The organism is Streptomyces sp. NPDC057694 (assembly GCF_042799415.1).
Classification (GTDB): domain Bacteria; phylum Actinomycetota; class Actinomycetes; order Streptomycetales; family Streptomycetaceae; genus Streptomyces.
Genome location: NZ_JBHVIX010000007.1, coordinates 168151 through 189978, shown reverse-complemented (window position 1 = coordinate 189978; position 21828 = coordinate 168151). Strand labels below are relative to the sequence as shown.

Sequence of the window (21828 nt, the reverse complement as noted above, 5' to 3'; positions counted from 1 at the left end):
CGACGGATTCATGGGACCGCCCTGGCAGGACGACTGGACCACAGCTGCCGAGGCAGACCGGGACGCCCTTCCGGACGTCGCACGAGACCTCGTTCTGGCGGCAAGGGCCGAGCTGGTCACCGCCACCGACCCATACTTCCGAGGCCTCGATGCCGACCGGGACCTCCCCTCCGGGATGAGCGTCGAACCCGTCCAGTCCACCCGCCCCGGCGGTCTGCACGTCTTCTACTTCGATCATGGGCGGGGATGGCTGCGATACGAGTTCACCAGGCGGGAGACCGATCCACAGATCGTGATCGACGAGTGTTTCTGGCGTTGAGCAAACTCGTCGGAGCAGTTATCCCGGTGAGCCCGGAGTCGTAGCTTCAGTAAGAGGCGGGTCCGTGTGGAGGGGCAGGAGGCACCGGTGTGGGGCGTCGATCATGTCGTGAGTTTTCGGCGGGAAGTGTCGGCCTTCGAGCGGTGCGTGGAGGCCTGGGAAGGGCGGGACGTTCCGCTCGTGCCGGGGTGTCCCGGGTGGTCCGTCGCTGATCTTGTGCTGCATCTCGGGGGTGTGCACCGGCAGGTCGCTCACATCGTCGGGGCCGGGGCCGCGCAACGGCCCGAGGGGCTCGGGGATCCGGCCCTGCTCCAGTTGCCCGAGGTGGGGCGGGGGCCGTTGGTCGGGCCGATGCCTCGGGGGCTGCTCGACTGGTTCCGGGACGGGGCCGACCGGCTGGAGAAGGTGTTCACTGCCCGGGACCCCGGGGAGCCCGTGTGGTCCTGGGCGGTGGGGGTGCCGGAGGGCGCGGAGTTCGGCGGGCGCACTCTCGGGTTCTGGCTGCGGTTGCAGGCCATCGAGGCCGCCGTGCACCGGTGGGACGCCGAGTCCGCCGTCGGGGAGCCCGCGCCCGTGGAGACCTGGCTCGCCGCCGACGCGGTCAGTCACGCCTTCGAGGTGATGCTCCCGGCGCGGCAGGCCTGGGGGCAGACGCCGCCGGGGCGCGGCGAGCGGCTGCGGATCACACAGCTCGACGGGTTCCGCAGCTGGATCGTCCAGGTCGACGCCGATGACGTGCTGCTCAATCAGGGCAGCGGGTGCTGTGTGGTCGAGCTGGCGGGGTCGGTGTCCGATCTGATGCTGCATCTCTGGCAGCGCGTTCCGCGCAGCGAGTTGAGGGTGCGGGGGGACGCCCCGCTGCTCGATCGGTACCTTCCCTCGCCCGCGCCCTGGGCGGCCTCCGGCGCCGCCGGGTGTTGTCCGGCTCCGGGCGGGGAGGGTTCCGGGCTCGGCCGGTCTACGTAAGGTCCAGTAGGCCGGGGCGAGTGAGCCGGAGCACAGAGGCCGCCCCCTCGGCCCCGCCTGCGGGCGTACGGCGTAACCTCGCAAACGGCGCCAAGCGGCGCCCTTCAGTGCATTGCCGGGCATCCGGTCCGGCGCTCCGCCCACCAGGAGATTCCATGGCCCGCACCCTGCCCACCGCTCCGCTCGCCGCCGCCGGCCTCATCGGCGGTTACGCCACCGCGCGCTTCACCAAGAAGCGGCAGCTGGGCGGGGCCGTGCTCGCCGTCGCCGGGGCGGCCGCCGCCACGCAGTGGACCAAAGTGCGGGGTGGGAAGGTCGCCGGGGTTCTGACCGGGGCGTACGTCGCCGCGTTCGCCGGGTCGCATCCGTTGGCCAAGAAGGTGGGGGCCTGGCCTGCCGTGTTCGGGGTGGCCGGGGCCGTTGCCGCCGCGTCCTATGTCGTGGTGGATCGACGGGCCTCCTGAGCCTGGCGGGTCCGGGTCCGGGTCCGGGTCCGGCCCGGCGTGGTCCGGGTTGTCGTTCGCCCGCGGGGCGGTGGGGGTGTTCGCGCAGTTCCCCGCGCCCCTGGAAAGCGGTGTCCAGCGCGGGTTTCGTCGTGGCTGGGCGCGCAGTTCCCCGCGCCCCCAGGATGCGCACTTCGTGCGGCATCCCAGGGGGCGCGATGAGGGGGCGGCATCCCAGGGGGCGCGGTGAGGGTGCCACAATCCCAAGGGGTGCCGTGAGGGTGCCGCATCCCGAGAGGTGCCGTGAGGGGGCGGCATCCCGGGAGGCGCGGGGAAGGTGCGGCATCCCGAGGACTCGGCGGGACCCGGGTCAGGCCCGGTGGGCCAGTACGTTCACCACCCGGCCCTGCGGATCCCGTACGAAGAAGCGGCGGACGCCCCAGTCCTCGTCGCGCAGGGTGTGGACGATCTCGGCGCCCGCCGACCGCATCGCCGCGTATGCCGTGTCCACCTCCTCCACCGTGCCCAGCTCCACGCTCACGTCCGGGACCACCGGGGCCGTCTCGTCGTGGGTGAGGAAGGTGAGCTGGGCGGCGGGGTGGCTCGGGGACGCCAGGGTCGTCACCCAGCCGAGGTTCATGACCTCCTCGAAGCCGAGCGTGCCGTAGAAGGCGCGGTTGGCCTCGGCGGCCTTCTCGCCGGGCTCCACTTGTACGTTCGGGACAGCTCTGCGGATCTGCGTCATGCCGTTCATCGTCCCCGGAAGGTGGCCCGGTACGCCCCCGGCGACACCCCGAGCGTCCGCCGGAAGTGCTGGCGCAGCGAGACGTCCGTGCCGAAGCCCGTCTCGGCCGCTACGCGGTCGATCGTGTGGTCGGTCCGCTCCAGCAACTCCCTTGCCCGGTCGACGCGTTGGGCGGTCAGCCAGGTCATGGGGGTGACGCCCGTCTCCTCGCGGAAGCGGCGGTTGTAGGTGCGTACCGACAGGCCGTCGCGCGCCGCCAGGTCGGCCAGGGTGAGGGGTTCGGCGAGACGTTCCAGCGCCCAGGTCCGCGAGGCCGACGTCGAGGTCAGGCCCTCCTCCTCGACCGGGCGGCGGATGTACTGCGCCTGGCCGCCCTCCCGGTACGGGGGCACCACGGTGCGCCGCGCGACCTCGGCCGCCACCGCCGCGCCGTGGTCCGCGCGGATCATGTGCAGGCACAGGTCGATGCCCGCCGCCTCACCGGCCGAGGTCAGCACCCGGCCCTCGTCCACGTACAGAACGTCGGCATCGACCGTGACGGCCGGGAACGTACGGGCGAAGCGCGCCGACGACATCCAGTGCGTCGTCGCCCGGCGGCCGTCCAGCAGACCCGCCGCCGCCAGGACGAACGACCCCGTGCAGATGGACGCCACCCGGCCCCGCGATGATGCGATGGCCGACGCCAAGTCGCCTTCCAGGCCGCCCGGTTGGAGCGTCTCGTCCGTCTCGTGCGAGGCCGGGACGAGGACGGTGTCCGCCGCCGTCACCGCCTCCAGGCCGTGTTCCGCGTAGATCGGGAAATCGGCGTCCGTACGGATCCTGCCCGGCCGGGGCGCGCATGTACGGACGTCGTAGAGCGGCTCGCCCGTCGACGGATCGCGGGCCGTGCCGAACAGCTGGTGGACCAGGCCCAGTTCCATGGGCAGGACACCGTCCCTGACCAGGACCGCCACCGAGGTGCGTCGTGCGTGCCGCGTACTCATGGAGCAGATGCTGCCACCAGAGTCAGCCGGACGGGCCCGACGGCGTCACCGCCGACAGCGGGCGGGCCACGTCCTCCAGCGACTTTCCCTCCGCCCGTACCGCGAACGCCACCGCCACCAGGCCCGCCGCGCACATCAGCCCGGCGCCGATCTGGAAGGCGAGCACCGTGTCGGCGACCTTGCCGCTCTTGGTGAGGTCCGCGAAGATCAGCGGGCCGCTGATGCCGCCGGCCGCCGTGCCGATCGCGTAGAAGAAGGCGATCGCCATCGCGCGCGTCTCCATCGGGAAGATCTCCGACACGGTGAGGTACGCGCTCGACGCGCCCGCCGACGCGAAGAACAGGACCACCGACCAGCAGGCCGTCAGGGTCGTCGCCGTGAGCGAGCCGCGGTCGAAGAGCCAGGCCGTGCCGAAGAGGAGCAGGCCGGACAGCAGGTAGGTGGAGGAGATCATGATGCGGCGGCCGAGCGTGTCGAAGAGCTTGCCCAGCAGCAGCGGGCCGATGAAGTTGCCGGCCGCGATCACCGCGAAGTAGTAGCCGGTCGAGCCGGTCGGCACGTCGTAGAACGTCGTCAGGATCGCGCCGAAACCGAAGGTGATCGCGTTGTAGAGGAACGCCTGGCCGATGAAGAGGGAGAGGCCGAGGGTCGTGCGGCGCGGGTAGGAACGGAAGACCGTACGGGCGATCTCCAGGAAGCCGATGCTCTTGCGCGGGTGGATGGTGATCTCGCCGGCGGGCGGCGGGAGGGCCTCGCCGCCGCGTTCGGTACGGATCTTGTCCTCCACCCCCGTGACCAGGGAATCCGCCTCCTCTCCCCTGCCGTGGATGAAGAGCCAGCGGGGGCTCTCGGGGACGTTGCGGCGCACCAGGAGGATGACCAGGCCGAGGACGACGCCGAGGCCGAAGGTGAGGCGCCAGCCGATGTTGATCGCGAACAGGTCCGTGTCGAGCGCCACGATCGAGAGCAGCGAGCCGCCGATCGCGCCGAGCCAGAAGCTGCCGTTGATGATCAGGTCGACGCGGCCGCGGAACTTCGACGGGATCAGCTCGTCGATCGCCGAGTTGATGGCCGCGTACTCGCCGCCGATGCCGAAGCCCGTGAAGAAGCGGAAGACGAAGAACCACCAGACGGAGAACGAGAACGCCGTGAGGGCCGTCGCCGCGAGGTAGACCGCGAGGGTGACGAGGAAGAGCTTCTTGCGGCCGAAGCGATCGGTCAGCCAGCCGAAGAAGAGGGCGCCCACGCAGGCGCCGGCCACGTAGAGGGCGGCCGCGGTGCCGGTGACCTGGGCGGAGGAGATGGGCAGGCCGCTGCCGGGTTCCGAGAGGCGGCCCGCGATGTTGCCGACGACCGTGACTTCGAGGCCGTCGAGGATCCAGACCGTGCCGAGGCCGATCACCACCGTCCAGTGCCAGCGGGACCAGGGGAGGCGGTCCAGGCGGGCCGGGACCGCGGTGGTGACGGTGGCGGGGGCTCCGTCGGTGCCGGGGGCCTTTGGGTGCTCCGGGGACATGGGCCCTCCTCGCTGGGGGAATGGGCCCGCCCCGGGTTCCCCGCCGATCGAGGCTCACGCCACAGGGCTCCGCCCCGGACCCCGCTCCTCAAGCGCCGGAGGGGCTTGATCTGCCGGAGCGCCCCGCCAGGGGCGCGGGGAACTGCGCGAGAAGCGGCCACCGGCCCGCGGGCGAACACGGCACCCCCGCCCGCCGCAGAGGCGCTACGCCCCGAACGCCTTCGACACCGTGTAGATCACCAACCCCGCCAGCGAACCCACCACCGTGCCGTTGATCCGGATGAACTGCAGGTCGCGGCCGATGTGGGCCTCGATCTTGCGGGACGTGTGCTCGGCGTCCCAGCTCGCCACGGTGTCCGTGATCAGGGAGGTGATCTCGGCCCGGTACGTCGTCACGACGTACACCGCGGCGCCCTCCACCCAGCCGTCGACCTTGCCCTGCACCTTCGGGTCCGACGCCATCCGCTGCCCGAGCGAGAGCAGCGACGCCCGCACGCGCAGGCGCAGCTCGCTGCGCTCGTCCTCGGCCGCCGCCACGATCATCGAGCGGACCGCCGACCAGGTGGAGGCGATCAGGTCCTGCACCTCGGAGCGGCCCAGCACCTCGGACTTGAGGCGCTCGACGCGGGCCCGGGTGTCGGAGTCGCCCTGGAGATCGCCCGCGAAGTCGCGCAGGAAACGGTCCACGGCGCCGCGCGCCGGGTGCTCGGGCATGTCGCGCATCTCGGTGACGAAGCGGAGGAGTTCCTTGTAGACCCGCTCGCCCACGCGCTTGTCGACGAAGCGCGGCGTCCAGCCGGGGGCCCCGCCCTGCACCGCGTCCATCACCGAGTCGGAGTGCAGGACGAGCCAGTCGTGGGCCCGCGTGCACACCAGGTCGACGACGCGCTTGTGGCCGCCGTCCGCGACGACCTTCTCCAGCATCTTGCCGATGCCGGGCGCGATCTCGGCGTTGTCGGCGCGGCGCGTGATGGCCTCGCCGACGACCGCCTGGACGTCGGAGTCGCGCAGCACGGTGAGGGCGCCGCGCAGCGCCGTGGCCAGCTCGGCCGTCACCCGGTCCGCGTTCTTGGGCTCGGCGAGCCAGACGCCGAGCCGGGAACCGATGCCGACGGAGTGCAGGCGCTCGCGGACCACGTCCCCGGAGAGGAAGTTCTCGCCGACGAACTCACCCAGCGACAGACCCAGTTGGTCCTTCTTGCGCGGAATGATCGCCGTGTGCGGGATGGGGATGCCGAGCGGATGGCGGAAAAGGGCCGTGACGGCGAACCAGTCGGCGAGCGCGCCGACCATGCCGGCCTCGGCGGCGGCCGCGACATAGCCCGTCCAGGCGCCCGCCCCGGAGTGCTCCGCCCAGGTCGTCAGGGCGTAGACGACCGCGACGAGGACGAGCAGGCCCGTCGCCGTCGCCTTCATCCGGCGTACGCCGCGCCGCTTCTCCTCGTCGGCTGCGGTGAACTCGGTGACGGAGCGGCGGGCGGTACGGGGTTCGACGGGGGGCTCAGGGGCATACTGCCCAGAACCACCCCTGTCCACTTCACCCCTTTTGTCCAAATCGCTCATCGCCTGCCCGCCTCACTCATCGCCACTGTCGGCTTCGGCATCCGTCGTTCCCATGTCATCCCCCTCACACATTGTCCCTTCCTGACCTACTAACGGAACGAACCACAAGTTCCCGGCGTCTGAATGTGCGGAGGGGGGCAGTGTCGGCCCCGTCCCGCCCCATGACGCATCATGGGATGATCACACCGGAGCCTCGGGCTCCCCCTGCCCGAGGAGACACACCGCATGACCAGGCGTCACGGTTATGTGCTGCTGGCCGCGCTCGTCGCGGTCGCCGTAGTGATCTCTGCCGCTATCTACGTCGGCTTCTCCGGCGTCCTTCGGAGCGGCGACGACAACGTTCAGGCGGGTGGCGCCCACCCGCGCAGCTCGGCCGCGCCCGCCTCCACCGGCACCTGGGCCGGCAGCTGGTCGGCAGCCCCCGCGGGCGCCGAGCCCGGCACGGAGACGAATGGTTTCTCCGGCCGCTCCGTCCGCAACATCGTGCACACGAGCATCGGCGGCACCGGTGCCCGCGTCACGCTCTCCAATCTCTACGGGCAGCAGCCGCTCAGCATCACGCACGCGTCGATCGCCGTGGCCTCTGCGCCCAACAGCCCCACGGCGCTGGCCGGCACCGTGCGCCGCCTGACGTTCTCCGGGAACACCTCGGTGGTCGTCGCGGCCGGCTCGCAGATCGTCAGCGACGCCGTACGCATACAGGTTCCGGGCGACTCGGACATGCTCGTCACCACGTACTCGCCGACCGCGTCGGGACCGGTCACGTACCACCCGCAGGCCCGGCAGATGTCGTACGTGGCGAGCGGCGACCTCGTGGAGGACCCGACCGGCACCCGGTACACCGAGCAGAGCCCGTACTGGCGCTACCTCACCGCGCTCGACGTGCTCAGCAACGAGGCGGCGGGCACCGTCGTCGTCATCGGCGACTCGCTCACCGACGGCATCACCTCCACCATGGGGGCCAACCACCGCTGGACGGACGTCCTCGCCGACCGGCTGCGCTCCGAGTCGGGTGCCCCGCGCTACGGCGTCGTGAACCAGGGCATCAGCGGCAACCGCGTGCTGTCCGACGGGCTCGGGCGCCCCGCCAACAATCCGAGCGGGCTGTCCCGCTTCGGGCGGGACGCGCTCGACCGGTCCGGGGTGCGGGCCGTCGTCATCGACCTCGGGATCAACGACATCCTGCGCAATCCGCAGCAGACGAACCCCGACAAGATCGTCGAGGGGCTGCGGGAGCTTGTGCGGCAGGCGCATGCGCGCGGGCTTCGGGTTGTCGGGGCGACGCTCATGCCGTTCCAGGGGCACCGGGGGTACGAGCCTCGGCTCGAGGTCGTTCGGCAAGGGGTCAACGCGCAGATCCGGGCCGGGAAGGTGTACGACAGTTACGTCGACTTCGACCGGGCTCTGCGGGATCCCTACAACCCGCGCAAGCTGCTGCCGCAGTACGACTCGGGCGACCATCTGCACCCGAGCGACGCCGGGTACCGGAAGATGGCCGAATCCTTCGATCTGTCCTCACTGAAGGGGTCGACCGGGGCCGAGCTGTAGGCGGCCTGTCGGCCGACCCCCGCCGCTTTGGGCAATCTGCCGCCTGGGGCGGCAGGGTGGGCAAGGCGGCACCCCGGCGCGGGGTCAGCGCCTAATCGGCGGCCAGTACAGCGCCGTTCGCGGGTGCGCCCCGGTGGGGGCTTCTCGCGCAGTTCCCCGCGCCCCTGGCCGGGCTGGTAGTAGCCCGCACCCGCAGTGCCCCGGCGGGGCTGATAGCAGCCCGCATCCGAAAGCGCCCCGCGCTCAAGGCACCGTTACTCCCCGTGCCGCCCCCGATGCCGCCGCTCCCGGCGTTCCTCCAGGCGGTCGAGGTGCTCCTCGATGCGTTCGCGGTGGCGGTCGAGGTGGTCGTCGTGGAGGCCGCGGTGCCGGTCACCGTGGCGGCCCAGGAGTTCACGCCGCTCCTCCCGGCGATCGAGCCGCTCACGGCGCCGCTCCTCGCGAAGGCGCTGCCGCTCGGCCTTGGGCAGCTTGCGCTCGACGCCGACACCGCCCCAGAACGCGAACCCGGTGATCACCACTCGCGGCGCCCCGGGATCACCGGGTACCCCGGACTCGCTGTGGTCGAAACCGCCCATGATGCCGATGCCGCGCACGACGACCTCGACACCGGGCGGCACGATCACATTGACGCCGCCCATGATCGCGACGCAGTTGATGACGATCTCGCGGGACTCGAAGTTCGCCTCGCGCAGGTCGAGTTCACCACCGCCCATGACGGCGACGCAGTCGAACCGGCTCGGCGCCGTCCACCGCCCCTTGCGCTCGAACCCGGAGAGGATGCCGACGCCCCACGCCGAACCGCCCGCCGAGCCGCCGATCCGCGTCGACCAGTCGACCGCCCCCTCGGGCAGCGGGCCCTTGATCAGGTTCACCGGAGCGGGCGCGGGGGCAGGAGTGCCGGCCCCGGGCAGATCGCGGGTGACGGGCAGCAACTCCCGGTACGTACGCGCCTTGTACGTCTCCTCAAGACGCTCGCCGAACTCCTCCATGTCGAGGCGCCCCTCGGCCAGCGCGTCCCGCAGCCGCTCGGCGACCTGCTCGCGGTCGGCATCGGAGGCCCGCAGATCGAGGCCGTCGTCCTGGGGGCGGCCGGACTCGTCGGGGCGGTCCGGGAGCGTTGCGTCCGTCATGTTTTCAGCGTACGGGCGTCAGCGCGCCGATACCGGCGTCAGTACGTTAAAGAAGCGCTCCCGGCATACATCCGTGCGATCACACTCTCGATGTCGGGCTCGCGCACCGACAGATCGGCCAGCGGATAGCGCCCGGCGATCGCGGCGACCAGCGGCGCCGCGGAGTCGGCGGCGGGGAACGCCAGCCACTGCCGCACCCCCTCCACCTTCACCACCCGCGCCGACTCCACCTCGATCGGCGGGAGTTCACGCTCCAGGTCCACGACGAGGGTGCGCTCACCGCCGCCCAGCTCGTGCAGCCCGTCGAGATCACCGTCGTACATCAGACGCCCGTGATCGATGACCATGACGCGACGGCACAGCTGCTCGATGTCGGTGAGGTCGTGGGTGGTGAGGAGGACCGTCGTGCCGCGCTCCGCGTTCAAGTCCCGCAGGAATTGCCGGACTTTGACCTTAGAGACGACGTCCAGGCCGATCGTCGGCTCGTCCAGGTACAGCACCTCGGGGTCGTGCAGCAGCGCCGCCGCGATGTCGCCGCGCATCCGCTGGCCGAGCGAGAGCTGACGCACGGGCACGTCCAACAGCGGCGCCATTTCCAGGAGTTCGACGCAGCGGTCGAGGTTCTCCGTGTACCGGGCGTCGGGGATGCGGTACATGCGGCGCATCAGCCGGTACGAGTCGATGAGCGGCAGGTCCCACCAGAGCGTGGTGCGCTGCCCGAACACGACGCCGATGCGGTGCGCGAGTCTGGCGCGCTCGCGCGAGGGGTCGATGCCCGCGACGCGCAGCCGGCCCGCGCTCGGCGTCAGGATGCCGGTCAGCATCTTGATGGTGGTCGACTTCCCGGCCCCGTTCGGACCGATGTAGCCGACCATCTCGCCGCGCGGCACCATGAACGTCAGCGAGTCCACCGCCCGCACCTCGCGCCGCTCCCGGCGCAGGAACCCCGCCTTGCGGCGCACGTCGAAGACCTTCTCGACGCCGTCCACCTCGATGAGCGGCTCCCCGGCCATCGGCCGGACTTCCTTGCGCAACAACAGACTTCAGCTCCCTGTACTCCGATAGCCCCGCAACGACACCCGCCATGCGCACCCCGCCGCCGCCAGACACCCCGCGGCCACCAGCGGCGGCGCGAAGGCGACCCACCACGGCAGATCCAGCGGATAGGGGCGGCCCAGGATGTAGAGCGCCGGTACCCAGTTCACGAAGGCCAGCGGCAGGACGAACGTGACGCCCCGCAGCAGGTTGTCGCCGAAGACGGTGGGCGGATACTGGAGCAGCGTGTTGCCGCCGAACGTCGCCGCGTTCTGCACCTCGGCCGCGTCCTGCGCCACGATCTGGAAGGCCGCGCCCGCGATGAACACGGCGACGAAGATCGCGGCCCCGCTGATCACCAGCAACGGCACGAGCAGCACCTTCACCGGCGTCCAGGTCACGTCCAGCGCCACCGCCGACCACACCAGCACCACGAGCCCCTGGCTGATCCGCCCCATCCGGCGCAGCGCGAACTGGTCCGCGGCCAGCTGCACCAGCACCGGCGCGGGCCGCACCAGGAACACGTCCAGCGTCCCGTCCCGCACCCGCTGCCCGGTCTTCCCCAGCGAACCGGCGGCCAGATCGGCCAGACCGAAGGAGGCGCCCGCGGTGCCGTAGAGGAAGGCGATCTCGGGGAGCGTGTAGCCGCCGAGCCGGTCGACCTGGGAGAACATCAGCAGGATGGAGCAGAACTCCAGTCCCGTCATCGCGAAGTTGCCGAAGGCGGTCAGCGCGAACGACGCCCGGTACGTCATCGTGGAGCGGATCCACGCCCCGCTGACCATGCGGAACACCCGCCACGCCGTCAGCGCCCGGCCCGGAACACGCTCGCCCGACCCGTACTCGGCCTCGGCCACCGCACCCTCAGCCACCCTGCACCACCACCCTCCGCGTCGCCGCCCGCTGCAACAGCCGCCCCGCGCCGAGCAGCCCGGCCGCCCAGGAGGCCTGGAAGAGGAGGCTGCCCAGCACGCCCCGGCCCGGATGCGTGCCCATCAGCACGTCCGCCGGGACCTGGAGCAGCGCCGACCAGGGCAGGGCCCGGGCCACGTCCCCGATCGCGCCCGGAAAGACGTTCAGCGGCAGCAGCATCCCGGAGAAGAACGTGCCGACGATGCCGTACATCTGCACCGCGCCGTTGCCGTCCATGAACCAGAACGCGGACATCGCCACGAGATAGCGCAGCGCGAAGCTGACCACGCAGCCGAGCACCACCGCGACCAGGAAGGCCAGCCACCGCAGGACGTCGTGCGGCAGCGCGAGCTGGAAGGCGAGCGCCCCGACGACCATCGGCACCACCCCGCGCCCGGCCAGCTGGAACAGCGCCCGCCCGAGGTCCAGAGCGAGCCACCAGCACTGCAAGTCGATGGGCCGGTACAGATCGACGGCGATGTCCCCGCTGCGGATCCGCGCCATCAGCTCGGCCTCGACACCGGACGGCATACCGAGCATCATCACGGCGAAGAGCGCCTGCCCGATCCAGACGAACGTGAGCGCCTGCGACTGGTCGTAGCCGCCGAGGTGCGGGCGCTCGTCCCACAGCGCCACATAGGTGTAGGCGATGATCACGCCGAAGACGGTGTTGGTGACGATGCCGGCCGCGGTGGACGCGCGATACGTGGCGTACCGCCGCAGTCCACTGGCGACGACCGCCGCGTACAGCCGAAGAGCTCCCACTGGCGGCAGCCTAGGGCGGCCTGGCCTCGCCTGCCATGCATTTTTCCAGTGATGTAGGAGGCTTATGTGTCATACGAGGCGTACGTGACGTACGACGCGAATCAGGAGTTCCACAGGACATGAGCAGCGACGAGCCGCCCCCGCAGGGCCCCGGGCAAGGACCCGGGCCGGACCAGGCCCCCGCCGAGGGCAAGGCGAAGGGCAAGGCGAAGCGCCCCAAGCGCAAGGGCTGGCGGCGGCTGATCCCCACCTGGCGGATGGTGCTCGGCACGCTCATCGCCTTCGTCGTGCTGTGCTGCGGCCTCTTCGCCCTCGGCTACGCCCTCGTGGACATCCCCCCGGCGAACTCCGCGGCGACCGCCCAGAGCAACGTGTACCTGTACGCGGACGGCTCCCAGATCGCCCGCGACGGCGACGTCAACCGCGAGAACGTCCAGCTCGCCCAGATCCCCAAAGCGGTCCAGCACGCGGCGCTCGCCGCCGAGGACCGGGACTTCTACTCCGAGTCGGCCGTCGACCCGAAGGCCATGATCCGCGCCGCCTGGAACACCCTGCGCGGCAAGGGCAAGCAGTCCGGCTCGACCATCACGCAGCAGTACGTGAAGAACTACTACCTCGGGCAGGAGCAGACGGTCTCGCGGAAGGTGAAGGAGTTCTTCATCTCCATCAAGCTGGACCGCGAGGCGTCCAAGGACGAGATCCTCACCGGCTACCTCAACACCAGCTACTTCGGACGCAACGCGTACGGCATCCAGGCCGCCGCCCAGGCGTACTACGGCGTGGACGTGGAGGACCTGACGACCGCTCAGGGCGCCTATCTGGCAGCCCTGCTGAATGCCCCCAGCGCCTACGACGTGGTCGCCCACCCGGAGAACAAGGCCCGCGCCGTCGCCCGCTGGAACTACGTCCTCGACGGCATGGTCACGAAGAAGTGGCTCAGCGCCTCCGACCGCCAGAACATGACGTTCCCGGTGCCGAAGGAGGCCAAGGGAGCGGCCGGGATGTCCGGCCAGCGCGGCTACATCGTGCAGGCCGTGAAGGACTACATCACCAGCAACAAGATCCTCGACGAGGACACCCTCGCCACCGGCGGCTACCGCATCACCACCACCCTGCAGAAGAAGAAGCAGGACGCCTTCGTCGAGGCCGTCGACGACCAGCTGATGTCCCAGCTCGACAAGAAGACGCGCGACGTCGACAAGAACGTACGGGCAGGTGGCGCCGCCATCGACCCCGCCACCGGCAAGGTCGTCGCGATGTACGGCGGCGTCGACTACACGAAGCAGTACGTCAACAACGCCACCCGCCGCGACTACCAGGTCGGCTCCACCTTCAAGCCGTTCGTCTTCACGTCCGCCGTCGAGAACGGCTCGACGACCCAGGACGGCCGCACCATCACGCCCAACACCATCTACGACGGCACCGACAAACGCCCCGTGCAGGGCTGGGACGGCGGCACCTACGCCCCCGAGAACGAGGACGGCGTCTCCTACGGCAACATCACCGTACAGACCGCCACCGACAAGTCCGTCAACTCGGTCTACTCGCAGATGGCCGTCGACGTCGGCCCCGCCAAGGTCAAGCGGACCGCCGTCGACCTCGGCCTCCCGGAGAACACCCCGGACCTCACCGCGTCCCCGTCCATCGCGCTCGGCCCGGCGACCGCCAGCGTCCTCGACATGACCGAGGCGTACGCGACCCTCGCCAACCACGGCAAACACGGCACGTACACGATCCTCGCCTCCGTCACCAAGGACGGCGAGAAGGTCGACCTGCCCGCGCGGGACACCCGCCGCGTGGTGAGCCGCGAAGCCGCCGACACCACCACCTCGATGCTCCAGTCCGTCGTCGACTCCGGCACCGGCACCGCCGCACAGGCCGCCGGCCGCCCCGCCGCCGGCAAGACCGGCACCGCCGAGGAGGACACGGCGGCCTGGTTCGCGGGCTACACCCCCGACCTCGCCACCGTCGTCTCCGTCATGGGCCAGGACCCGCAGTCCGGCGCCCACACCTCGCTGTACGGGGCCGCGGGCCTGCCCCGGATCAACGGCGGCGGATTCCCCGCACAGATCTGGGCCCAGTTCACGAAGCAGGCCCTCACCGGCACCACCGCCACCGACTTCGACCTGAACCTGGAGAGCGGCGCCGAGCAACTGCCCGTCCCGACGGTCTCCACACCCGCGACCGAGTCCGCCCCGGCGTCGGAGGAACCCTCCGCCACCGAGGAGCCGCCCGGGGAACCCACCGGCGAACCGGCCTCCCCCACGACCGAGTCACCCCAGTCCCCCGACGCCCCGCAGACCGACGGCCCCGACGAGTTCCAGCCCGGAGACGGCGACGGCAACGGCGTCCTCAATGACCTGACGTCACCTTCAGACCCACGATCGACACGAGCAGCAGGCCGATGAAGAAGATCCGCGCGGCCGTCGCCGGCTCCCCCAGCAGCAACATGCCGACGATGGCCGCACCCGCGGCCCCGATGCCGACCCATACGCCGTACGCGGTACCGATGGGCAGCGACTTGGCGGCGTAGGACAGCAGCATCATGCTCGCGACGATCCCCGCGCCCGTGAACACGCTCGGCCAGAGCCGGGTGAAACCGTCCGTGTACTTCATACCGATCGACCAGGCGACTTCGAGAAGTCCGGCGATCACGATCAGGATCCAGGCCATGACTGGCACCTCCGTCAGTGGTTCTCAACAGGGGTGCGTCGTCTTTGCGGATCCCGGTACGGCGCGTCTCGTCGGGTACTCATAAAGGTAGCAAAGAGCATGCAAAAGGGGCTGGTGACGATGGTCACCAGCCCCTCGCACTCAGCTTCGCGGCCCGCTACAGATACAGGCCCGTCGAGTCCTCGGACCCCTCGAACCGGTCGGCCGCCACCGCGTGCAGATCCCGCTCGCGCATCAGCACGTACGCGACACCGCGCACCTCGACCTCCGCCCGGTCCTCCGGATCGAACAGCACCCGGTCACCCGGCTCCACCGCCCGCACGTTCTGCCCGACCGCCACGACCTCGGCCCAGGCGAGACGCTTGCCGACCGCCGCCGTGGCGGGGATCAGAATGCCGCCGCCACTGCGCCGCTCGCCCTCGGCGGAGTCCTGCCGCACGAGCACACGGTCGTGCAGCATCCGGATGGGCAACTTGTCGTGCTGGGTCTTCTCGCTCACGCCACGAAAATACCTGCCCGGCGCGGCGCGGGGTGCCCTCGGGTCAGCCCTTGCGACGCCGCGCGCTCAGCGCGAGCACCCCGACCACACCGACCACGACGAGCGCGGCGGGCACCAGCCGCTCCAGGCGCGGCGCGCCCTCCTCCGTGACCAGCTGCCCCTTCACGTCCGAGACCAGCCGATTGGCACTGACATAGGCCCGGCCGACCGTGTGGTCCACCTGGGCGGCGAACTTGGCCTTGGCGTCACCGACGATCGTCTTGGGGTGCACCCGCACCCCGAGCTCGTCGAGCGTCTCGGCGAGGGTCTCGCGGCGGCGCTTGATGTCCGCTTCGATCTGCGCCGGCGTCCGCGTATCCGGCGTATCCGTGTCCGACACCGCGCTGCCTCCGTGGTCGCTGCGTAACTAGCTGTGTGTGTGGTGATGGACAGTCTGTCAGCTCGCCGCCACGGATACCCCTCGGCACCCCCATTACGCTCAACGGGAGTCCGACGGGAGTCCACGTACGACCCCCCACACCGCGAGGAGAGCGAGCGACATGAGCGAGCGACTGCAGCCCGGCGACACAGCCCCCGCCTTCACCCTGCCCGACGCCGACGGCAACGAGGTCTCCCTCGCCGACCACAAGGGCCGCAAGACCATCGTCTACTTCTACCCGGCCGCGCTCACCCCGGGCTGCACCAAGCAGGCCTGCGACTTCACCGACAACCTCGACGTGTTCACCGAGGCCGGCTACGACGTCATCGGCGTCTCCCCCGACAAGCCGGAGAAGCTCGCCAAGTTCCGCGAGAAGGAGAACCTCAAGGTCACCCTGGTCGGCGACCCCGACAAGAAGGTCCTCGAGGCCTACGGCGCCTTCGGCGAGAAGAAGCTCTACGGCAAGGTCGTCACCGGAGTCATCCGCTCCACGATCGTCGTCGACGAGGACGGCAAGGTCGAGCACGCGCTCTACAACGTGAAGGCGACCGGCCACGTGGCGAAGATCATCAAGGATCTCGGCATCTGAACCGCATCTGAACCAGCCCGGCCGGGTACCCACGTTGTGACGAAAGTCCCCTCAGGCGGGGACTTTCGTTTGCAAGCGCCACGATCGAGCAAGTGATCCCCTGGATACGTTCCATGTCCACAGAAGGGATCCACCCCATGACCACCGACACCGAGGAAGGGCAGGCGCCCGACCCGGAGGCGGTCAAGCGTCACCGGGCGCTCTTCCGCGCCGTCAGAAGGCGCAAGAACCCGCCCCTGCGCCGCACCGACATCACCGTCACCGACGAGACGGCGGTCAAGCGGGCGGTCAAGGCGGCCTCGCTCGGCAACGCCATGGAGTGGTTCGACTTCGGCATCTACTCCTACCTCGCCGTGACCATCGGCCATGTCTTCTTCCCGTCCGGGAACGACACGGTCCAGCTGATCTCGTCGTTCGCCACCTTCGCCGTCTCCTTCCTGGTGCGGCCGATCGGCGGCATGGTCTTCGGCCCGATGGGTGACAAGATCGGCCGCAAGAAGGTCCTGGCGATGACCATGATCCTGATGGCGATCGGTACCTTCGCCATCGGCCTGATCCCGTCGTACGCCACCATCGGCTTCTGGGCGCCGGTCCTCCTCATCCTCTTCCGCCTGATCCAGGGCTTCTCGACCGGCGGCGAGTACGGCGGCGCGTCCACCTTCATCGCCGAGTACGCGCCCGACAAGCGCCGCGGCTACTTCGGCAGCTTCCTGGAGTTCGGCACCCTCGCCGGATACGTCGGCGCGGCCGGCCTCGTCACGATCCTCACCACCTGGCTCGGCAGCGACGGCATGGAGTCCTGGGGCTGGCGCGTCCCGTTCCTCGTCGCGGGCCCCATCGGCCTCGTCGGCCTCTACCTGCGACTGAAGCTGGACGAGACCCCCGCCTTCCAGAAGCTGGAGGACGAGTCCGCCCACAAGGCCACCGACGCGGCCTCCGCCGTGGAGACCACCGCCAAGGGCGACCTGGCCAGGATCTTCCGCGACTACTGGCCCACCCTGATCCTGTGCATCTGCCTGGTCGGCGCGTACAACATCACCGACTACATGCTCCTGTCCTACATGCCGACGTACCTCTCGGACGAGATGGGCTACTCCGAGGCGCACGGCCTGCTGATCCTCATCGCCACGATGGTGCTCCTGATGTGCATCATCAGCCAGATCGGCAAGCTCTCCGACCGCTTCGGCCGCAAGCCGCTCCTCATGACCGGCATGCTCGGCTTCTTCGTCCTGTCGATCCCGTCCTTCCTCCTGGTCCAGAACGGCGCCCTGTGGGCCGTCTCCCTCGGCATGCTGCTCCTCGGCCTGTCCCTGGTCTGCCTCCTCGGCACCATGTCGGCAGCCCTGCCCGCGCTGTTCCCGACCCAGGTCCGCTACGGCTCCCTCTCGGTCGGCTACAACCTCTCGGCCTCGATCTTCGGCGGCACGACCCCCCTGGTCATCACCGCCCTGATCGGCCTGACGGGCTCCGACATGATGCCCGCCTACTACGCGATGGCCGCGGCCCTCGTCGGCGTCATCGCGGTGGCCTGCATGAAGGAAACGGCCCAGAAGCCCCTCGCCGGTTCCCCGCCCTCGGTGGAAACGGATGAAGAGGCAGCGGAAATGGTCGAATCCCAGGCGCCTGCCCCGAAGTTCTGACCGCTCTTCCCGCCTCATGTGGCCCGGCCACATAAATCGGACTGTCCCGCATTTCGTGCGTGACAGTCCGATTTTCATTTCGTTGACCCGTACGAGGCCGCGAACTGACGGCCGAGGATCGGATCGGGGAGGTTCTCATGGCGGGGCAGCGGTATACGCGGGAGCTGCTGGTGGAGGCGGCTCGGAATGCGGGGTCTTGGGATGAGGCGGTGCGGTGGTGCGGGGGTGAGCCGACGCGGTACAGCAAGCGGTACCTGAGCGGGAAGATGGCCGAGGCCGGGATCGACGTCTCGCACTTTCAGCACGGGGGTGTACGGCATACGGAGGCGGTGCTGCGAGCTGCCGTCATCGAATCGCGGAGCATCAAGGATGTGGTGCTGCGGCTGGGCATCAGCAACGTCGGAGGTAATCAGGCCCACATCGCCCGCCGGATCGCCGCTCTCGGCATCGACACCTCGCACTTCGTAGTGCAGCGCGGCAGGCCGAAGGGCTCCTGCGGAGAGGTGCTGGCCCTGCGTTCACGCGACGAAGGCCGCGTGCCCGGTTCCCGTCTCCGTCGAGCGCTGCTGCGCCACGGAGTCCCGGAGAAGTGCGCATCGTGCGGTACGGGCCCGGAGTGGAACGGCAAGCCGCTGTGCCTGGAAGTCGACCACATCAGCGGGGACTGGTGGGACAACCGCCCGGACAACCTGCGCCTGCTCTGCCCCAACTGCCATGCGGTGACCGACACCTATCGCGGCCGAAAGAGGGCACTCGCATGAGCAAGTATCCGCAAGAACTCCTGGAGCGAACTGCGGCCGAGTCCCGCAGCCTGGTCGACCTCATGCGCCGGATCGGTGCCCCCATGTGTAGTGGTCCTCGTCGCTACCTGGGCGAGCGGCTGTTCTTCTACGGCATCGACACGTCCCACTTCCAGGGCGAATCACTGCCCGAGCGTCCGAAGCGGTCGTACTCGAAGGAGGTTCTGGCCGAAGCGGCGGCCCGTTCTACCAGCATCCGGGGCATGTTCGAGTACATGGGCATTCCACCGGAGGACGGACCGTATGGGCTGGTGAAGACCAAGCTGGAAAGGTTCGGAATCGAGACCAGTCACTTCACATGGCGTCGAGGAACTGTGGGCCAGAGTCTCTTCCCGGTGGCGGAACTCACGCAAGCCGTCGCGGAGTCCAGCGGGCTGGCCGACGTACTGCGCCACCTCGGGCTGTCGCCGACGAACGGATCCGCCCGCGCCAAACTAAAGCGCAGTATCGATGAGTACGGGCTCTCGACAGAACACTTCACCGGGCAGGGGCATCAGGCCGGAGCCGCGTCGCCAACACGCAAATCCGCCGACGAAGTTCTCGTGCGTCGTCCGGCAGCCTCGTCGCGATGTCGAGCAACCCTGCTGCGTAGAGCTCTCGACGAGATCAACATGCCGCATGCCTGCTCCGCCTGTGGCCAGGGCGAGTTGTGGCAGGGGAAGCGACTGGTCCTGGAGATCGATCACATCGACGGAGACCCTCTGAACAACTGCCGAGAGAACCTCCAGTACCTATGCCCCTCATGCCACAGCCAGACCCGAACCTTCTCGAACCGCGACCGCCACACCCAGTACAGTGGGCAGGAGGGGTCCGTATCCCAGCTGGTTAAGAGGATGCCGGTTTAGATCCGGTATGTCGTGGGTTCGAGTCCCACCGGGCCCACGCACCGAAGGGCGCTCCCCCACACAACCGGGAGCGCCCTTCGTCGTCCCCCGGGCCTCAGCCCAAAAGCTCCCGCACCACCGGCACCAGCGCCCGAAACGCCTTCCCCCGGTGGGAGATCGCGTTCTTCTCGTCCGCCGAGAGCTCCGCGCACGTGCGCGTGTCGCCCTCCACCTGGAGGATCGGGTCGTAGCCGAAGCCCCCCGAGCCCTCCGGGGCGTGGCGCAGGACGCCGCGGAGTTGGCCTTCCACGACGCGCTCCGTGCCGTCGGGGAGGGCGAGGGCCGCCGCGCACGTGAAGTGGGCGCCGCGGTGGCGGTCCTCGTCGATGTCGCCGAGTTGGGCGAGGAGCAGGTCCAGGTTGGCCTTGTCGTCGCCGTGGCGGCCGGCCCAGCGGGCGGAGAAGATGCCGGGGGCGCCGCCCAGGACGTCGACGCAGAGGCCGGAGTCGTCGGCGACGGCGGGCAGGCCGGTGGCCTTGGCGAGGGCGTGGGCCTTGAGGAGGGCGTTCTCGGCGAAGGTGACGCCGGTCTCCCGGACATCGGGGATGTCCGGGTAGGCGTCGGCGCCGACCAGCTCGTGGGGCAGGCCGGCGTCGGCGAGGATGGCGCGGAGTTCGACGATCTTGCCGTTGTTGCGGGTGGCGAGGATGAGGCGGGTCATGCAGCCCAGCCTACGAGGAGTGCTACGGCGTGCAGACCTTGGTCAGTTCGCCGGCGGCGTCGATGACCGGGGTGACGTCGGGTGTCTCGTCGCCGTTTCTGATCGCCGTACGGACGTTGTCCACGGCCTTGTTGACGTCGCCGACGGCCTTGGACACGTCGGCGTTGTCGGTCTTGTCGCCGATCTTGTCGAGGTTCTGGTCGATGGAGGCGAGCGCCTCGTCGGCCTGGCCGGGGTCGTTCGACGCGTTGTCGACGGCCTGCTGGAGGTCGTTGACGCTGTCGGCTATGGAGTCGGCGGTCTGGACGCAGTCGAGCGCCTTGTCGACGGCCGAGCAGCCGACGGCGGCCGGGACCGCGATCAGTGCCGCCAGGACGGCGAAGAGTGCGGTGCGACGGTGACGGCGCGCGGCCATGGAACGGTCCTCCCCTTAAGTACGGACAAGTGCGCGGCGGTGCGGTGTCGTTGCCGTGCACTTGTCCGTAGTGACGCAGTCGGTGGCTGTGCGGTTGCCACCCTGCTTGGGGAGTTCTTTACCTAGGCGAGGTCTTTTCCGAGGGCGCCTTCGAGTGCCTTGCGCTGGGCGGCGGCGAGGTCGTCGCAGCCGGCGACGGCGAGGTCGAGCAGGGAGTTGAGCTCGGCGCGGTCGAACGGCTCGGCCTCGGCGGTGCCCTGGATCTCGACGAAGCGGCCGTCGCCGGTGCAGACGACGTTCATGTCGGTGTCGGCGCGGACGTCTTCCTCGTAGCAGAGGTCGAGGAGCGGGACGCCGCCGACGATGCCGACGGAGACGGCGGAGACGGTGCCGGTGAGGGGCTCGCGGCCGGCCTTGATGAGCTTCTTGGACTTGCCCCAGGCGACGGCGTCGGCGAGGGCGACGTAGGCGCCGGTGATGGCGGCGGTGCGGGTGCCGCCGTCGGCCTGGAGGACGTCGCAGTCGAGGACGATGGTGTTCTCGCCGAGCGCCTTGTAGTCGATGACGGCGCGCAGCGAGCGGCCGATGAGGCGGCTGATCTCGTGGGTGCGGCCGCCGATCTTGCCGCGGACGGATTCGCGGTCGCCGCGGGTGTTGGTGGCGCGCGGGAGCATCGAGTACTCGCCGGTGACCCAGCCTTCACCGCTGCCCTTGCGCCAGCGCGGGACGCCTTCGGTGAAGGAGGCGGTGCAGAAGACCTTGGTGTCGCCGAAGGAGACGAGGACGGAGCCTTCTGCGTGCTTGCTCCAGCCGCGTTCGATGGTGATCGGGCGGAGCTGTTCGGGGGTGCGGCCGTCGATGCGAGACATGGGGTCGAGCGTATCCGGTACGGCGAAGGCCCCACCCCCGTCAGGAGGGGTGGGGCCTTCAGCGGTGGCTGGTGTCGCTCACATCATGTCTTCGATGTCGGCGGCGATCGGGTCGGCGTCGGTGCCGATGACGACCTGGATCGCGGTGCCCATCTTGACGACGCCGTGGGCGCCGGCGGCCTTGAGAGCGGCCTCGTCGACCTTGGAGGGGTCGATGACCTCGGTGCGCAGTCGGGTGATGCAGCCCTCGACCTCTTCGATGTTGTCGAGCCCGCCGAGCCCGGCGACGATCTTCTCAGCCTTGGTGGCCATTTCGTTCTCCCTGTTGTGTCCCGGGCCCGCCTTTGGGCCGCTTTGTCACGGTAACCCACGGTTGGCCCATCTTCACGAGCGGTTGTCCCACCCGTGACGAATGATGACGAGCACGCGGACCGATCGTCCCGCAACTGGTG

At 69.8% G+C, this 21828-nt stretch carries 23 protein-coding genes, 1 tRNA gene and 1 riboswitch; of the genes, 9 read left to right on the top strand and 15 right to left on the bottom strand.

From position 1 onward, the window contains the following. Positions 1-10 precede the first annotated feature (10 nt). The 3 genes from ACFVDP_RS18655 to ACFVDP_RS18645 all read left to right on the top strand — a co-directional run bounded on the left by ACFVDP_RS18655 (position 11) and on the right by ACFVDP_RS18645 (position 1749). A complete protein-coding gene (locus ACFVDP_RS18655) occupies positions 11-319 on the top strand; it encodes a hypothetical protein (RefSeq protein WP_383490698.1) in 309 nt (102 codons plus the stop codon). Positions 320-385: 66 nt separating this feature from the next. Further along, complete coding sequence (locus tag ACFVDP_RS18650; protein WP_383490696.1) at positions 386-1285, top strand: maleylpyruvate isomerase family mycothiol-dependent enzyme; 900 nt, start codon at positions 386-388, stop codon at positions 1283-1285. A 155-nt stretch (positions 1286-1440) separates the two neighbouring features. Further along, complete coding sequence (locus tag ACFVDP_RS18645; protein ID WP_383490694.1) at positions 1441-1749, top strand: hypothetical protein; 309 nt, start codon at positions 1441-1443, stop codon at positions 1747-1749. A gap of 349 nt (positions 1750-2098) precedes the next feature. On the opposite strand, the gene ACFVDP_RS18640 is transcribed toward ACFVDP_RS18645, so the two are convergent. The 4 genes from ACFVDP_RS18640 to ACFVDP_RS18625 form a co-directional block, all read right to left on the bottom strand. After that, complete coding sequence (locus ACFVDP_RS18640; protein WP_383490692.1) at positions 2099-2473, bottom strand: VOC family protein; 375 nt, start codon at positions 2471-2473, stop codon at positions 2099-2101. A 5-nt stretch (positions 2474-2478) separates the two neighbouring features. Continuing rightward, entirely contained in the window at positions 2479-3456 is a 978-nt protein-coding gene (locus tag ACFVDP_RS18635) for a GlxA family transcriptional regulator (protein ID WP_383490690.1), read from the bottom strand. A 22-nt stretch (positions 3457-3478) separates the two neighbouring features. Continuing rightward, positions 3479-4972 carry an MFS transporter gene (locus tag ACFVDP_RS18630; protein ID WP_383490688.1) on the bottom strand — a complete coding sequence of 498 codons (1494 nt, stop codon included), beginning with the start codon at positions 4970-4972 and terminating at the stop codon, positions 3479-3481. Between the two features lie 204 nt (positions 4973-5176). Beyond that, the gene (locus ACFVDP_RS18625; RefSeq protein ID WP_383490686.1) at positions 5177-6535 is read right to left on the bottom strand and encodes a DUF445 domain-containing protein; all 1359 of its coding nucleotides are present in this window, start codon (positions 6533-6535) and stop codon (positions 5177-5179) included. Positions 6536-6760: 225 nt separating this feature from the next. On the opposite strand from ACFVDP_RS18625, the gene ACFVDP_RS18620 reads away from it, so the two are divergent. Next, on the top strand, positions 6761-8083 hold the full coding sequence (locus ACFVDP_RS18620) for an SGNH/GDSL hydrolase family protein (protein WP_383490684.1): 1323 nt from the start codon (positions 6761-6763) through the stop codon (positions 8081-8083). Positions 8084-8337: 254 nt separating this feature from the next. Here the strand turns inward: ACFVDP_RS18620 and ACFVDP_RS18615 are convergent, their stop codons facing one another. The 4 genes from ACFVDP_RS18615 to ACFVDP_RS18600 form a co-directional block, all read right to left on the bottom strand. Next, entirely contained in the window at positions 8338-9216 is an 879-nt protein-coding gene (locus ACFVDP_RS18615) for a DUF1707 domain-containing protein (protein WP_383490682.1), read from the bottom strand. A gap of 38 nt (positions 9217-9254) precedes the next feature. Beyond that, positions 9255-10229 (bottom strand): ATP-binding cassette domain-containing protein, encoded by a 975-nt coding sequence (locus tag ACFVDP_RS18610; RefSeq protein ID WP_383490680.1) that lies wholly within the window; start codon positions 10227-10229, stop codon positions 9255-9257. Positions 10230-10259: 30 nt separating this feature from the next. After that, positions 10260-11036 carry an ABC transporter permease gene (locus tag ACFVDP_RS18605; RefSeq protein WP_383490953.1) on the bottom strand — a complete coding sequence of 259 codons (777 nt, stop codon included), beginning with the start codon at positions 11034-11036 and terminating at the stop codon, positions 10260-10262. A gap of 79 nt (positions 11037-11115) precedes the next feature. Then, positions 11116-11928 (bottom strand): ABC transporter permease, encoded by an 813-nt coding sequence (locus tag ACFVDP_RS18600; protein ID WP_383490679.1) that lies wholly within the window; start codon positions 11926-11928, stop codon positions 11116-11118. A 119-nt stretch (positions 11929-12047) separates the two neighbouring features. On the opposite strand from ACFVDP_RS18600, the gene ACFVDP_RS18595 reads away from it, so the two are divergent. Continuing rightward, positions 12048-14336 (top strand): transglycosylase domain-containing protein, encoded by a 2289-nt coding sequence (locus ACFVDP_RS18595; RefSeq protein WP_383490677.1) that lies wholly within the window; start codon positions 12048-12050, stop codon positions 14334-14336. Here ACFVDP_RS18595 and sugE read toward each other — a convergent pair. From sugE to ACFVDP_RS18580, 3 genes are all read right to left on the bottom strand, one after another. Further along, entirely contained in the window at positions 14281-14601 is a 321-nt protein-coding gene (gene sugE / locus ACFVDP_RS18590; RefSeq protein ID WP_383490675.1) for a quaternary ammonium compound efflux SMR transporter SugE, read from the bottom strand. The two genes, ACFVDP_RS18595 and sugE, sit on opposite strands and share 56 nt — an antisense overlap. A 32-nt stretch (positions 14602-14633) precedes the next feature. Continuing rightward, a riboswitch (guanidine-III (ykkC-III) riboswitch) is annotated at positions 14634-14704 on the bottom strand. Positions 14705-14758: 54 nt separating this feature from the next. Next, complete coding sequence (locus tag ACFVDP_RS18585; RefSeq protein WP_018531818.1) at positions 14759-15100, bottom strand: co-chaperone GroES; 342 nt, start codon at positions 15098-15100, stop codon at positions 14759-14761. Between the two features lie 43 nt (positions 15101-15143). Next, positions 15144-15479 carry a DUF3618 domain-containing protein gene (locus tag ACFVDP_RS18580; protein WP_383490673.1) on the bottom strand — a complete coding sequence of 112 codons (336 nt, stop codon included), beginning with the start codon at positions 15477-15479 and terminating at the stop codon, positions 15144-15146. Positions 15480-15639: 160 nt separating this feature from the next. Here ACFVDP_RS18580 and bcp point away from each other — a divergent pair, with 160 nt between their 5' ends. From bcp to ACFVDP_RS18560, 4 genes are all read left to right on the top strand, one after another. Continuing rightward, positions 15640-16107: a thioredoxin-dependent thiol peroxidase gene (gene bcp, locus ACFVDP_RS18575; RefSeq protein ID WP_383490671.1), complete on the top strand. Its 468-nt coding sequence runs from the start codon at positions 15640-15642 to the stop codon at positions 16105-16107. A 137-nt stretch (positions 16108-16244) separates the two neighbouring features. Continuing rightward, positions 16245-17747, top strand: coding sequence for a glycine betaine/L-proline transporter ProP (gene proP, locus ACFVDP_RS18570; protein ID WP_383490669.1), 1503 nt, complete (start codon positions 16245-16247; stop codon positions 17745-17747). A 266-nt stretch (positions 17748-18013) separates the two neighbouring features. Beyond that, positions 18014-18508, top strand: coding sequence for an HNH endonuclease (locus ACFVDP_RS18565; RefSeq protein ID WP_383490667.1), 495 nt, complete (start codon positions 18014-18016; stop codon positions 18506-18508). An 845-nt stretch (positions 18509-19353) separates the two neighbouring features. Next, a tRNA-Leu gene (locus ACFVDP_RS18560) sits at positions 19354-19429 on the top strand. Between the two features lie 57 nt (positions 19430-19486). Here ACFVDP_RS18560 and rdgB read toward each other — a convergent pair. The 4 genes from rdgB to ACFVDP_RS18540 form a co-directional block, all read right to left on the bottom strand. Beyond that, positions 19487-20092 (bottom strand): RdgB/HAM1 family non-canonical purine NTP pyrophosphatase, encoded by a 606-nt coding sequence (gene rdgB / locus ACFVDP_RS18555; RefSeq protein ID WP_383490665.1) that lies wholly within the window; start codon positions 20090-20092, stop codon positions 19487-19489. A 22-nt stretch (positions 20093-20114) separates the two neighbouring features. Continuing rightward, the gene (locus ACFVDP_RS18550; protein ID WP_383490664.1) at positions 20115-20507 is read right to left on the bottom strand and encodes a hypothetical protein; all 393 of its coding nucleotides are present in this window, start codon (positions 20505-20507) and stop codon (positions 20115-20117) included. A 122-nt stretch (positions 20508-20629) separates the two neighbouring features. Further along, entirely contained in the window at positions 20630-21376 is a 747-nt protein-coding gene (gene rph, locus ACFVDP_RS18545) for a ribonuclease PH (protein WP_383490662.1), read from the bottom strand. Between the two features lie 78 nt (positions 21377-21454). Next, a complete protein-coding gene (locus tag ACFVDP_RS18540; protein ID WP_100593980.1) occupies positions 21455-21688 on the bottom strand; it encodes a glucose PTS transporter subunit EIIB in 234 nt (77 codons plus the stop codon). Between the last annotated feature and the right edge of the window lie 140 nt (positions 21689-21828).